The organism is Tenacibaculum todarodis (assembly GCF_001889045.1).
In the GTDB taxonomy this organism is placed as follows: domain Bacteria; phylum Bacteroidota; class Bacteroidia; order Flavobacteriales; family Flavobacteriaceae; genus Polaribacter; species Polaribacter todarodis.
Window position 1 is genome coordinate 989,086 of the sequence record NZ_CP018155.1, and the last position, 14,216, is coordinate 1,003,301.

12 protein-coding genes are annotated in these 14,216 nt (G+C 29.5%); 8 read left to right on the forward strand and 4 right to left on the reverse strand.

Annotated features, from left to right (window positions below):
• Positions 1–2 precede the first annotated feature (2 nt).
• The gene (locus LPB136_RS04545; protein ID WP_072554994.1) at positions 3–1,106 is read right to left on the reverse strand and encodes a sensor histidine kinase; all 1,104 of its coding nucleotides are present in this window, start codon (positions 1,104–1,106) and stop codon (positions 3–5) included.
• Positions 1,107–1,181: 75 nt separating this feature from the next.
• Between LPB136_RS04545 and LPB136_RS04550 the strand changes: the two genes are divergently transcribed.
• Both LPB136_RS04550 and LPB136_RS04555 read left to right on the forward strand, forming a co-directional pair.
• Positions 1,182–1,949, forward strand: a complete 768-nt coding sequence (locus LPB136_RS04550) for a sulfite exporter TauE/SafE family protein (RefSeq protein WP_072554995.1) — start codon at positions 1,182–1,184, stop codon at positions 1,947–1,949.
• Positions 1,950–1,975: 26 nt separating this feature from the next.
• A complete protein-coding gene (locus LPB136_RS04555) occupies positions 1,976–2,785 on the forward strand; it encodes a TerC family protein (protein WP_072554996.1) in 810 nt (269 codons plus the stop codon).
• A gap of 100 nt (positions 2,786–2,885) precedes the next feature.
• Here LPB136_RS04555 and LPB136_RS04560 read toward each other — a convergent pair whose 3' ends face one another.
• Positions 2,886–3,356 (reverse strand): Dps family protein, encoded by a 471-nt coding sequence (locus tag LPB136_RS04560; protein WP_072554997.1) that lies wholly within the window; start codon positions 3,354–3,356, stop codon positions 2,886–2,888.
• Positions 3,357–3,461: 105 nt separating this feature from the next.
• Here LPB136_RS04560 and LPB136_RS04565 point away from each other — a divergent pair, with 105 nt between their 5' ends.
• Positions 3,462–4,403 (forward strand): hydrogen peroxide-inducible genes activator, encoded by a 942-nt coding sequence (locus LPB136_RS04565; RefSeq protein ID WP_072554998.1) that lies wholly within the window; start codon positions 3,462–3,464, stop codon positions 4,401–4,403.
• 74 nt (positions 4,404–4,477) lie between these two features.
• On the opposite strand, the gene LPB136_RS04570 is transcribed toward LPB136_RS04565, so the two are convergent.
• Positions 4,478–6,097: an ABC-F family ATP-binding cassette domain-containing protein gene (locus LPB136_RS04570; protein ID WP_072554999.1), complete on the reverse strand. Its 1,620-nt coding sequence runs from the start codon at positions 6,095–6,097 to the stop codon at positions 4,478–4,480.
• Between the two features lie 195 nt (positions 6,098–6,292).
• On the opposite strand from LPB136_RS04570, the gene LPB136_RS04575 reads away from it, so the two are divergent.
• Together LPB136_RS04575 and LPB136_RS04580 are read left to right on the forward strand one after the other, a co-directional pair.
• The gene (locus LPB136_RS04575) at positions 6,293–7,648 is read left to right on the forward strand and encodes a hypothetical protein (RefSeq protein WP_072555000.1); all 1,356 of its coding nucleotides are present in this window, start codon (positions 6,293–6,295) and stop codon (positions 7,646–7,648) included.
• 134 nt (positions 7,649–7,782) lie between these two features.
• The gene (locus tag LPB136_RS04580) at positions 7,783–9,597 is read left to right on the forward strand and encodes a DEAD/DEAH box helicase (RefSeq protein ID WP_072555001.1); all 1,815 of its coding nucleotides are present in this window, start codon (positions 7,783–7,785) and stop codon (positions 9,595–9,597) included.
• A gap of 87 nt (positions 9,598–9,684) precedes the next feature.
• Here LPB136_RS04580 and LPB136_RS04585 read toward each other — a convergent pair whose 3' ends face one another.
• On the reverse strand, positions 9,685–11,880 hold the full coding sequence (locus LPB136_RS04585) for a RecQ family ATP-dependent DNA helicase (RefSeq protein ID WP_072555002.1): 2,196 nt from the start codon (positions 11,878–11,880) through the stop codon (positions 9,685–9,687).
• Positions 11,881–12,023: 143 nt separating this feature from the next.
• Between LPB136_RS04585 and LPB136_RS04590 the strand changes: the two genes are divergently transcribed.
• From LPB136_RS04590 to LPB136_RS04600, 3 genes are read left to right on the forward strand one after another with little or no spacing between them, the layout of a single operon-like run.
• A complete protein-coding gene (locus LPB136_RS04590; RefSeq protein ID WP_072555003.1) occupies positions 12,024–12,995 on the forward strand; it encodes a KpsF/GutQ family sugar-phosphate isomerase in 972 nt (323 codons plus the stop codon).
• 1 nt (position 12,996) lies between these two features.
• Complete coding sequence (gene tatC, locus LPB136_RS04595) at positions 12,997–13,821, forward strand: twin-arginine translocase subunit TatC (RefSeq protein WP_072555004.1); 825 nt, start codon at positions 12,997–12,999, stop codon at positions 13,819–13,821.
• Positions 13,796–14,146, forward strand: coding sequence for a carboxymuconolactone decarboxylase family protein (locus LPB136_RS04600; RefSeq protein WP_072555005.1), 351 nt, complete (start codon positions 13,796–13,798; stop codon positions 14,144–14,146). Before tatC ends, LPB136_RS04600 begins: the two co-directional genes overlap by 26 nt.
• Positions 14,147–14,216 lie beyond the last annotated feature (70 nt).

Here is a 14,216-nt window from a genome sequence, read left to right on the forward strand (position 1 = left end):
GTTTAGTTTTTAGGAAAACTGACAATAAATATTGTTCCTTTTGGTAAATTTGGTTGATGAGTTATAGTTCCTTTATGGCTCTTTATTATTCCATGAACAACACTTAAACCTAAACCAGAACCATCTCCGACTGGCTTAGTTGTAAAAAAGGGATTAAAAATATTCTCTGAATTTTTAGCTTCAACTCCTTGCCCTTGATCAGAAATTTTAATTTGTACTGTTTTAATTTTCTCTTTAACAACAATATTAATTTCACCATTTTCAGGAGAAAAATAAATAGCATTTATCACTAAATTAAAAATTACTTGTGTTAATTGAATTTTATCTACTTTTAAATAAATTTCTTCATCAGAATATACAACATTGAAAGCTATATTTTTTTTACTAAAATTAGGCTTTAACAGACTTATTGCTTCGTCTATAACTTTTTTTATATTTATTGAAGCCATTTGTTGTGGCATTTCACAAGAAAAAAACATTAATTTCTTTACTACTTCTCTAGAGTAAATTGCACTATTTATTACTTTTTCTAGATCTTCACTTCCTATTTTATCATCTTTATAACGCTCTTTCAACAACTCTGTAAATCCTAAAATATTAGCCAAAGGTGTATTTAATTCATGCGCAATACCCGCTGTAATTTCACCCAAAATTGTTAACCTGCCAGCTCTTTCTATTTGTCTTTTGGTTATTTCTTCTTTTTCTTTTACCTCTTTACGCTCTAAAAAATCTCCAATTTCAGAAGCTATTTTATTTAACAATAGCTTTTCTTCTTCTAAAAAAGCATTTTCTGAAAATTTTAATTTAGAATACCCAACAGTTACAACTCCTTTAATTTTACCAAAAGGTTTTATTGCTGAAATAATAAATATTGCATCCTCTATTTTTTCTCCTTCAACTATAGTAAAATTATCTATTTTAATCTCAACAAAAGCTTCTTTTGGAAACCTTATTGCTTCTTTTAAATTCAAGGAAATTTCTTTCAACAACATTTCAATGTTATCTAGCTTATAACTTCTTATTAAAAAGCTTACATTATATAAGCAAGTTAATTCTTTTATCCGTTCTTTTAACTTTTCTTCTAGAACATTTCCTTGAAGCTTCATTTTTTTTATATAGATTATATATACAAATATACCAACAAGTAATAAGTTCTCTAAATAAAAATATATATTCGTTTTATGATATTAGAAACGTTCATAGAAAATTGGTATATCATTTTACTTTTTTTTACAGTAGCTGTCTTATATGCTGCTGTTGGTTTTGGTGGTGGATCTAGTTATTTGGCAATTTTAGCTTTAACCGGAATCGCTTTTACTCAAATTAGATCAACTGCTTTACTTTGTAATATTGTTGTGGTTTTAGGAAATGTTTTTCTCTTTCAAAAGGAAAAATTATTTAATTGGAAAAAAGTAATTCCGCTAGTTTTATGGAGTGTTCCATTGGCTTTTGTAGGTGGTTTTTTACAAATTAAACAGACTTTCTTTTTTATCCTTTTAGGCTTTACATTGTTGTTTGCTGCTATTACTATGTGGATTTCTAAACGAATTATTTCTTCGGAAGAAAAACAAACCAAAATATCAACAACTAAAAACGCAAGTTTTGGCGGAATAATTGGTTTTATTTCTGGTATGGTTGGTATTGGTGGCGGAATTTTTCTTGCTCCATTACTCCATTTAACTAATTGGGATTCTCCAAAAAAAATTGCTGCAACTGCTAGTTTTTTTATTCTAGTTAATTCTATTGCTGGTTTAGCAGGGCAATACACAAACCCTGATTTTATAATTGATTGGAATTTAACTTCAATATTAATAGTTACAGTGCTTGTTGGCGGACAAATTGGTAATAGAATGAGCAACAAATTATTCACTCCAATTCAACTAAAAAAAGCGACTGCAATTTTAATTGCATTTGTAAGTATCAGAATTTTGTGGAAATATCTTTTTTGATATCTTTGAACCTCAAATAAAAACAAATGGCAGGAATTATTTTTACACTATTAATGTTAATCTTATTACAAGCTGTATTAGGATTCGACAATTTATTATACATTTCATTAGAATCTAAAAAAGCCCCTTTAGCAGATCAAAAAAGAGTTCGTAAAATCGGAATTTTAATTGCTATTGTATTAAGAATTGTATTATTATTTTTATTAGTTTCTATCATCGATTATTTTCAAGAACCTTTTTCGTTTTTAACTGGTGAAATTAAAGATATTGTAAAATTTGCTTTTAACGGACACAGTATCATCGTTTTACTTGGAGGTGGATTTATTATTTACACCGCAATAAAAGAGATTTGGCATATGATTGGAAGTGACAATTTAGCTCACGGTGTTGGAGAAGACCCAACAAAAGGAAAAAAATCTTCTAACGCAGTAATTGCAAGTATTGTTTTAATGAATCTTGTTTTTTCATTCGATTCAATTTTAGCTGCAATTGGTCTTACAAGTGAAATTGAGAGCAGCACAACTGCTTTTATTGTTATGGCAATTGCTATTGTAATTAGTGGTTTACTAATGTTAGTTTTAGCAGATAGAATATCAACTTTTTTAGCAAAAAACAGAATGTATGAAGTATTAGGATTATTTATCCTTTTTATTGTAGGAATAATGTTGGTTACTGAAGGTGGACATTTAGCGCACATAAAACTTTTTGGAAACGAAATTGTACCAATGAGTAAAACTACGTTCTATTTTGTATTGGCAATTTTAATAATTGTAGATGTTGTACAAGGACGTTACCAAAAGAAGTTATTAGCTGAAAATACTACAACTAAAAAATAATTTTAGTTCTAAAATATATTGATAAAAAAGGCAGTTACATTTAAATGTAACTGCCTTTTTTATTTACTGAAAACTGCAACTGCCAACTGCCAATTGAAATCTAACCTAACCAAGCGTTCATCATCCATAAGGTTTTTTCTTGTTCTGCAATAAAATCACTCATCATAGAATTTGTACCCTCATCTTCTGCTTCATCAGCTAAATTTAAAATAGAACGCTCTATTTTTAATAATTCAGAAATTGAAGTAACAACTAATTGTACAGCTTCATTATCATTAGAAATATTTTTTCCTACAGAAACAGACGCAACCTTAGAGTAATCGCTAAAAGTATGTAACGGTGTTCCTTGTAATGTTAAAATACGCTCTGCAATTAAATCTACTTTTTCTTGGGCGTCCGTGTAAAATTCTTCAAATTTAACGTGCAATTCAAAAAAATTTTTCCCTTTAATATTCCAATGCAAACCTCTTACATTCTGATAATACACTTGAAAATTTGCTAGTAATACATTTAATTCGTTAACTAGTTTTGTTGATTTTTCTTGATCTAATCCTATTATATTTGATTTCATAATTTATTAATTTTTATTGTTATACAAATTTCTGAAAAATTTATGAAGATAAACTATAATTACAATTGATAGTTTTAATATCTTTATCAAAAATTATTATACAAAATGACTATAACTCAATTAAAATATGTTTTGTCTGTTGCAGAATATCACAATTTTACAATAGCTGCAGAGCATAGTTTTGTTACACAACCAACATTAAGCATGCAAATTCAGAAATTAGAAGATGAATTGGATGCAAAAATATTTAATCGTTCTAAAAAACCTATTCAATTAACCGAAGTTGGTAAACGAATAGTTGAACAAGCAAAAGTAATTGTTGATGAAAGTAATAGAATTTTAGATATTGTACATCAGCAAAAAGGCTATGTTGGTGGCGAGTTTAAACTTGGAATTATACCAACAGTAATGCCAACTTTATTACCAATGTTCTTAAATAATTTTACTAAGAAATATCCAAAAGTTAAATTAATTATTGAAGAATTAACTACAGAAGAAATTGTTAGAAAATTAACTGATGGTCATATAGATGCTGCAATTGCTGCAACTCCGTTAGAAAATGAAGCGATAAAAGAGAAACCATTATATTATGAACCTTTTATTGGCTTAGTTCCTGAAAATCATAGACTTTATAGCAAAAAAGAAATAACTTCTGATGAATTAGAAATGGATGATATCTTGTTATTAGAAGACGGTCATTGTTTTAAAGATAGCGTTATAAATTTATGTAGAACTCATAAAGCGGATAACAAAAAAGGATTTCAATTAGAAAGCGGAAGTTTTGATACGTTAATCAAACTTTCTAAAGAAGGATTAGGAATGACACTTCTACCCTATTTACATACGTTAGATTTAAGTGAACTAGACAAAAAACATTTAAGAGCGTTTACGAGTCCGCCTCCAGCAAGAGAAGTAAGTTTAATTTATCATAAATCGCAATTAAAAATGCAATTGATAAAAGCTTTAAATGACACTATTGATGGTGTAATTAGAGGCGCAATTGCCTTTAGCGATGTACAAATTATTAGTCCGTTACAGAAGAATTAGCAAAATGAAAAAGGTTGAATATGTTTTAAACATTTCAACCTTTTTATTTTATAACAGTAAACAATCTAACTCAATTAAGAGTACATTTTATTTCGTAATTCTTTAACTTTTGGATCTGCTAAGTAATCATCAAAAGTCGAGTATTTATCTATAACTCCTTTTGGTGTAATTTCTATAATTCTGTTAGCAACAGTTTGCGCAAACTCGTGATCATGTGTAGAGAACAAAATAGTTCCTTTAAAGTTAATTAAAGAATTATTCAAAGCTTGTATAGATTCTAAATCTAAGTGGTTTGTTGGTTCGTCTAACATTAAAACGTTTGCTCTAGTCATCATCATTCTAGATAACATACAGCGAACTTTTTCTCCTCCAGATAATACATTGCTTTTCTTAAGAGCTTCTTCTCCAGAAAAAATCATTTTCCCTAAAAAACCACGTATGTGTACTTCCTCGCGTTCTTCTTCAGTTTGTGCATATTGGCGTAACCAATCTACCAAATCTAATTCACCATTTTGAAAGAATGAAGTATTATCAGCTGGCAAATAAGATTGAGTTGTAGTTACACCCCAAGAAAACTTTCCTGCATCTGGCTCAATATTACCTGAAATTACTTGGTAAAATTCTGAAACAGCTTTAGAACTCTTAGAAATAATTGCTACTTTATCTCCTTTGTTTAAATTAATATCTACTTTAGAAAATAATGCTTCACCTTCAAAATTCTTTTCTAATCCTTCAATATTTAATATTTGATCTCCAGCTTCTCTGTCTCTATCAAAAATTATGGCAGGATATCTTCTTGAAGATGGTTTAATATCTTCTACATTTAACTTATCTATCATCTTCTTTCTTGAAGTAGCTTGTTTAGATTTTGCCATATTTGCAGAAAAACGACGAATAAATTCTTCTAATTCTTTCTTTTTGTCTTCTGCCTTTTTATTTTGTTGTGCACGTTGTTTTGCTGCTAATTGACTAGACTCATACCAAAAAGTATAGTTACCAGAATAATTATTAATCTTACCAAAATCTATATCAGAAATATGTGTACAAACCGCATCTAAAAAGTGACGGTCATGCGATACTACAATTACTGTATTATCGTAATTAGCTAAAAAGTTTTCTAACCAAGCAATCGTTTCAAAATCTAAATCGTTGGTTGGCTCATCCATAATTAATACATCAGGATTACCAAATAAAGCTTGTGCTAATAAAATTCTTACTTTTTTCTTAGAATCTAAATCTGCCAATAAAGTATAGTGATTATCTTCTTTTATACCTAAGTTAGAAAGTAATGTAGCTGCAGCAGAATCTGCGTTCCAACCATCCATTTCTTCAAACTTAACTTGAAGTTCACCAATTTTCTCTGCATTTTCATCTGTATAATCTGCATATAAAGCATCAATTTCAGATTTAATTTTATGCAATTCTTTATTTCCCATTAATACAGCTTCTAGTGCTGTAAATTCATCAAAAGCATAGTGATCTTGGGTTAAAACGGACATCCTTTTTCCAGGCTCTAAATGAACATGGCCAGAAGTTGGCTCTTGTACTCCAGATAAAATCTTTAAGAAAGTAGATTTCCCTGCTCCGTTGGCACCTATAATTCCATAGCAATTACCTTGTACAAATTTGGTATTTACTTCATCAAACAAAATTCTTTTTCCGAATTGTACAGATAAATTAGAAACTGATAACATTTATTACGCTTTTAAAATTTTGGCAAAAATAGTTTTTTCGCATTGATTTTCAATGTTTTTTTTAGGTTGATTTTTCAGATATACCTTAAATTTTCGTCATATTTTAAAAGTGTTTTAACAACGAATTAACATCTCCATCTTAATTTTGATAGTATTTTTGTTACGAGATAGTTTTTTTGAATTTTAATATTTTTAATGAGATATTTAGTACCCTTTATACTATTAATTACTGCTTTTGGCTGTAAAACCAAAGAACACAAAGCAACCTATTTTGGTGGTAAAATTTTACACCCAAAATCTAACAATGTTATTTTATTCGATTTTGAAAAAGCATTAGACACAATTTACCTTAAAGATGATAATACATTTCTTGGAAAAATTGATAGTTTAAAAGAAGGCTTATTCTACTTTAAGCATGGGCCAGAACATCAATATATTTATTTAGAACCACAAGATAGTTTATTATTACGCTTAAATACTTGGGATTTTGATGAATCTTTAGTTTACAGTGGAACAAGTGCAGCTAAAAACAACACTTTAATTGAATCTTTTTTACAAAATGAAAAAGAAGAAAAATTGTTTTATGATTTAGTAAAAGAAAAGCCTGAAGGTTATATTGAAAAGGTAAATGAATTAATAGCTTCAAAAGATAAAAAAATAGCAAACTATAAAATTCAACACCCTGATGTTTCTGAAAAGTTTTTGAAAATTTTAGACATTAGCCATAAATACCCTATTTACACACAAGTAGAAGATTATATAATAGAAAAGGAAAGCTCTCAAGACACCGTAAAACTTAGCTCTAAGTTTTTTAAACATAGAAATGATGTTTATATGGGCTTAGATTCTATAATGTTTTTTAATGCGTATAGTGAGTATGTTATGACACGTATATATAGTAATACGTATCAGCAAGGCTATAAGAAAAATACAGATGAATTTACTGTTGCTTTATTAAAGAATATTGATGCTAACATAAAAACAGAGGAATTAAAGAATGTCTATTTACGTCATGCAACAATTCGTCATTTTTACAATAAGTCTAGTTGTACTTTAAATAAAGATGCGTTTTACACCTTCTTTAAATTGAGTAGTAATATTGAAGATAAAAAACAAATTCAGCGTTTATTAAATGACGCTAAAAACCTTAACAAAGGAGACAAATTACCTGATTTTAATGCAATTAGTTATGCTGGAGTTACCAAAAGCAGTAAAAATTTAATTAAAAATAAAAAATGTGTTCTTTATTTTAGAAATCCTACACACTATTCTGATGAATGGGTAGCAAAACGTATCACATTTTTAGAGAACAATAATCCAAAAAGTTCTTTCATTATTATTAATGTAACTAATAATAAAAATTATACTGTAAAAGGTATTGATATTAGTAAACAATACTATTTACCTACAGAAAGTGCCGCAAAACAATTCTTAACAAGTAATTATCCAAGAACTATTTTGGTAAATAACAAAGGAATTGTTGTTAATGGTTTTGGTGCTTTATCTTCTAAAAAAATCAATCAACAAATAGCCGATTTAGAAAAAAACTAATAAATTAAGGCTAACCATTAAATTTAACCTACCTTTGCACGATTTTAAATTTCACTGTGTGAAATAAAATCACGTCGAATTATAAACGGTGAATTTACAGTTGGCATTCTGTAGATTCTACAAAAAATACAGATATGACCACATTTTTAGACTTAGGTTTACAAGAACCTATTACAAGAGCTTTAATTGATTTAGGATATGAAAAGCCTACAGTAATTCAAGAAAAAGCAATTCCACAAATTATTTCTTCTGATACAGATTTAAAAGCATTTGCTCAAACTGGTACAGGAAAAACCGCAGCTTTTAGTTTACCTATTATAGAGTTAGCTGATCAAACAAACTCAAATGTACAGGCAATTATATTGTCTCCAACTCGTGAGTTAGCGGTACAAATTGGTAAAAACATTGAAGATTTTACTAAATATTTACCAAACTTAAAAGTAACAACAGTTTACGGTGGTTCTAATATAGACGAACAAATTAGAAAACTTAAAAGAGGTGTTCAAATTGTAGTTGGAACTCCTGGTAGAACAGTTGATTTAATTAACAGAAGAGCCTTAAAATTAGGTAATGTAAAATGGTTAGTTTTAGATGAAGCTGATGAAATGCTTAACATGGGTTTCAAAGATGAACTTGATAAAGTTTTAGATGCAACTCCAGACAGCAAACAAACCTTATTATTTTCTGCAACTTTTCCAAGAGAAGTAGAATCTATTGCAAGAAATTATATGACACAGCCTGTTGAAATAACTTCAGGTGAAAAAAACACAGGTTCAGATAATGTTTCTCATGAATACTATTTAGTTTCGGAGAGAACACGCTACCAAGCATTAAAAAGAATTTCTGATTTAAATCCTGATATTTATGCAATTATTTTCTGTAGAACTCGTAGAGAAACACAAGAAGTTGCAGATAAATTAATACAAGACGGTTATAGTGCTGACTCTTTACATGGAGATTTATCTCAAGGACAAAGAGACTCTGTAATGGAGAAATTTCGTGCTAAAACTATACAAATATTAGTAGCAACAGATGTTGCAGCACGTGGTATTGATGTTAATGATTTAACACACGTTATCAACCATAAATTACCAGACCAAATAGAAAACTACAATCACCGAAGCGGACGTACAGGACGTGCAGGAAGTAAAGGTATTTCTATTGCTTTAGTTAGTAAAAAAGAACAAGGTAGATTACGTTCTATTGAACGTATAATCAAAAAGAAATTTGCTCACACACAAGTTCCTACTGGTAAACAAATTTGTCAGAATCAATTATTACACTTAATTGATAAAGTACAAAAAACTGAAGTAAACGAAGGTGAACTTAATGAGTTCTTACCAAGTATTTATGAGAAATTAGAAGGATTAACTCGTGAAGAGTTAGTTCAGAAATTTGTCTCTTTAGAGTTTAACAAATTCTTATCGTACTACGAAAACTCTAAAGATTTAAATGACATGTCTTCTAACAGAGATAGCTCTAGAAGAGGAGCTTCTAACGAAAACATGACACGTTTCTTTATTAATATTGGTAGAAAAGATAAATTAAATCCTGCAAGATTAATTGGTTTAATTAACGACCAAAACATTGGTAATAAAGTAGAAATTGGAGCTATTGATATTTTAGATACGTTCTCTTTCTTTGAATTAGATAAAAACTTTGAAGCTGCAACTTTAGATGCTTTCCAAGCAAACTCTCCAGATTTTGAAGGAAGAGGTGTAAACATTGAAATCACTAAAAAACGTGAAGGCGGTGGAAGAAAACGCGGCGGCGGTGGAAGAAGATCTTTTGGCGGCGGTGATAGAAAAAGTGGTGGCGGAAGTTTTGGAAGACGTAGAAGTTCTGAAGGTTCTAGTAACAAAAGATCTTCTAGATCTTCTGATAGACCAGATAGAAGTACAAAAGATAAAAATACTGGCGGTTTCGGAAGAAGACGTAGAGAAAGATAAAATATTTATCACATAAAAAAAGAGCAATTCTAAATTTAGAATTGCTCTTTTTTTATACTTTACTTTTAAGTTAAGAATTGGTAGCTGCTAATTAGCAACTTCATTCGTAAACTTAATTCGCATTAAACGTAATTCATCTAAATCATATTCTCCATCAAATTCATCTAAAGCATCTTGAATTTTATCTGTTTCTGCTTCCATAAAATAATCGTGAATTTCTTCTTGCTGATCTTCATCTAATAAATCATCAACAGCATACGAGATATTTAACTTGGTACCAGAAAAAATAATAGCTTCCATTTCCTTAATAAGCTCTTCTAGTTTTAAACCTTTTGCTTTAGCAATATCTTCAAGTGGTAATTTTCTATCTGTATTTTGAATGATATACAATTTTAGTCCAGAGTTTACACCTGTACTTTTTACAATTAAATCGTCTGGTCTTGTAATATCATTATCTTCAACATAAGTTGTAATTAATTTTACAAAATCTTTACCAAACTTACGAGCTTTACCTTCACCAACTCCATGAACCTTAGAAAGTTCTTCTAAATTGATTGGGTATTTTAAAGCCATATCTGCTAAAGAAGGGTCTTGAAAAACTGCAAATGGCGGTACATTATGTTTTTTAGCAACTTGCTTTCGTAAGTCTTTTAAAAACTTAACTAATTTTTCATCAGTTCCTCCTGCTGCTTTTGGATTTGTAATTATGCTTCCATCATCTTTTACATTATAAGAATGATCTTCAGTCATCATAAATGAAGTTGGATTTTTAGCAAAACCTTTTCCTTCATCTGTTAATTTAATAACTCCGTATTGTTCAATTTCTTTTCTAATTAGGTTTACAACCAATATTTGACGAATTAATGCCATCCAATACAATGCAGTTCTCTCCTTACCTACTCCAAAAAATGGTTGGGCTGTGGTTTTATGAGATTTCAACAGTGCGTTTTCTTTACCAATAATGGTATTTACAATTTCTTTTGCTTTGTATTGTTGATTGGTTTTAGCAACAACATCTAAAATTGTTACAACATCATCTTTCGCTTCACTTTTTTTCTTCGGATTTCTAGTATTATCATCCATATCCGCACCAAGTCCGTTAATTTCATCGAATTCTTCACCGAAATAATGCAATAAATATTTACGCCTATTCATAGACGTTTCTGCATAACCTACAACCTCCTGTAATAATGCATGACCAATTTCTTGCTCAGCCACAGGCTTGTTAGCCATAAATTTCTCTAACTTTTCTATGTCTTTATATGCATAAAAAGTTAAACAAATCCCTTCTCCGTCATCACGTCCTGCTCTACCTGTTTCTTGGTAATAACTTTCTAAACTTTTTGGTATATCATGATGTATTACATAACGAACATCTGGTTTGTCAATTCCCATACCAAATGCAATGGTAGCTACAACTACGTCGCAATCTTCCATTAAGAACATATCTTGATGTTTTGCACGCGTTTTTGCATCAAAACCAGCATGATATGGCACTGCATTAATTCCGTTTACTTGTAAAACTTGAGCAATTTCCTCAACTTTCTTTCTACTTAAACAGTACACAATTCCAGATTTTCCTGGATGTTGTTTAATAAAACGGATTATATCTTTTTCTATTTCATTCGTTTTTGGACGTACTTCATAGAATAAATTAGGTCTATTAAAGGATGCTTTAAAAGTATTAGCATCACTCATACCTAAAGTTTTAAGAATATCTTCTTGTACTTTTTCGGTAGCAGTTGCAGTTAAACCAATAATTGGTACATTGTCTATCTGCTTAATTATATGACGTAAATTTCTATATTCTGGTCTAAAGTCGTGCCCCCATTCAGAAATACAATGTGCTTCATCAATTGCAACAAAAGATATTTTTTGTGTTCTTAAAAATGAAGCATATTCTTCTTTTATTAAAGACTCAGGAGCTACATACAATAATTTTGTAATGCCCGACGCAATGTCTTCTTTAACTTGATTTACTTCTGATTTATTTAAGGATGAATTTAAAACATGTGCAATACCATGATGTTCAGAAATACCACGAATGGCATCTACTTGATTTTTCATTAAGGCAATTAAAGGAGAAACTACAATTGCTGTACCTTCTTTCATCAATGCTGGTAATTGATAACACAGAGATTTCCCTCCACCAGTTGGCATAATTACAAATGTATTTTCGTTTTTTAAAATACTTGTAATTACTTGTTCCTGTAAACCTTTAAATTGGCTAAAACCAAAAAACTTTTTTAACGGACCGTATAAGTCCAAAGAATCACTATTCATTTTTAAGAATTAGTTTGAGTAAAAAATGTGAAGTAATTTACAAAAAAAAATAGATATTAAAACATCTAATTTAATCTTATATTTAAAAATAAATAATACGTATTTTTACAGTCTGATTTTTAGACACAAAACCATTCAAAATTTTGAAAGATTTCAGTTCAATATTGGCTACTGCCAAAGAAACAATTCTCTTAGAAAGCACTTCGATAGCAAATTTAACTACTTTATTAGATAGTGATTTTGAAGAAGCTGTAAAATATATTTACAATACCAATGGACGTGTTATTGTTACTGGTATTGGTAAAAGTGCTAATATTGCTACTAAAATTGTAGCTACTTTAAACTCTACCGGAACTCCAGCAATTTTTATGCACGCTGCCGATGCAATTCATGGAGATTTGGGTATTATCCAAAAAGGAGATGCTGTAATATGTATTTCTAAAAGTGGAAATACACCTGAAATTAAGGTTTTAGTTCCATTAATTAAGAATTCTAATAATAAAGTAATTGCCATAACTGGTAATAAAGATTCTTTTCTAGGGAAGAATGCAGATTATACTTTAAATTCTTTTGTAGAAAAAGAAGCTTGCCCTAATAATTTAGCGCCAACAACAAGCACAACAGCTCAATTAGTAATGGGAGATGCACTTGCAGTTTGCCTATTAGATTTACGCGGTTTTACGAGTAAAGATTTTGCCAAATATCATCCAGGAGGCGCATTAGGGAAACGATTATATTTACGTGTTTCTGATTTAATTGATAAAAACGAAAAACCCCAAGTTGTTTCAAACGATGTGGTTGCAAAAGTAATTGTAGAGATTTCTGAAAAACGATTGGGTGTAACAGCTGTTACTTCTTCCGAAGGAAAAATTGAAGGAATTATAACTGATGGAGATATAAGACGAATGCTTAATAAAACTACCAAAATTGATAGTTTAACAGCTAATGATATAATGAGTAAAAATCCAAAAACAATTAACCAAACAGCAATGGCTGTTGATGCTTTGGAAACACTAGAAAACAACAGTATAACACAAATTTTAGTTACTGACGATAACAAAAAGTATGTTGGTGTTGTTCATTTACACGATTTACTAAAAGAAGGAATATTTTAAAATGGCTGTAGAAAAAGAAATGTCTTTTTTAGACCATCTTGAAGAATTAAGATGGCATTTGGTAAGAAGTTTTGTAGCTATATTTATTGTAGGTATACTTGTATTTACTTTCCAAACTTTTATTTTTGATACGGTTTTATTTGCGCATTTAAGACCTGATTTTCCAACCTATCAATTTTTATGTAAAGTTTTTAGTGCTATTGGAATTGATAGTAGTTTTTGTGACTTATCATTTAGTCAAACCTTACAAAGTTTAAATCCTACACAGCAATTAATGACTGCGGTTTGGACGTCTTTAATTCTTGGTTTTATCTTTTCATTTCCTTATATTTTATGGGAATTTTGGAAATTTATTGCACCGGGTTTACATAGCAGTGAACGAAAAAAATCTAAAGGTTTTATTTTTGTTTCCTCTTTTTTATTCTTTCTTGGAGTGCTTTTTAGTTACTATGTAATTTTACCAATGTCAGTTTATTTCTTTTACAATTATCAAATTTCCGACTTAGTTGTAAATAATTTTAAACTAGATGGTTATGTAAGCTTAATCACCAATACTCTTTTAGGAGTTGCAGTATTTTTTGAGTTACCTGTAGTAATCTATTTTTTATCAAAAATTGGTTTAGTTACTCCAGAATTCCTAAGAACTTATAGAAAACACGCTTTAGTTGTAGTTTTAGTTTTATCAGCAATTATTACACCTCCAGACGTAGCAAGCCAAATAATTGTGGCAGTTCCAATTATGATTTTATACGAAATTAGTATTTACGTTTCAAAATTTGTTATCAAAAAACAACAAAAAAATGTCGAAAAAAATCCAAGAGTTTAATGAATATCGTTCAAAAATGAACGAGAAAATTTTAGCTACAGATAATAAAGTAATAAAAAGAATTTTCAATTTAGATACCAATGCTTTTAAAGAAGGACACCTTCCTGTAAAGACAAAGGAGTTATTAGGTTTAGTAGCGTCAGCAGTTTTAAGATGTGATGATTGTATTCAATATCACCTAGAATCGGCTATGGAAAGTGGAGTTTCTAAAGAAGAAATGATGGAAACAATGTCTATTGCTAATTTAGTTGGTGGTACAATTGTAATTCCGCATTTAAGAAAAGCGCTAGAATATTGGGAGCTTTTAGAAGAAGAAAAACAGTAAGCGGTATTCAGTAAGCGGTATTCAGTATTCAGTATTCAGTATTCAAAACTAAAAAAATTACAATAAAATT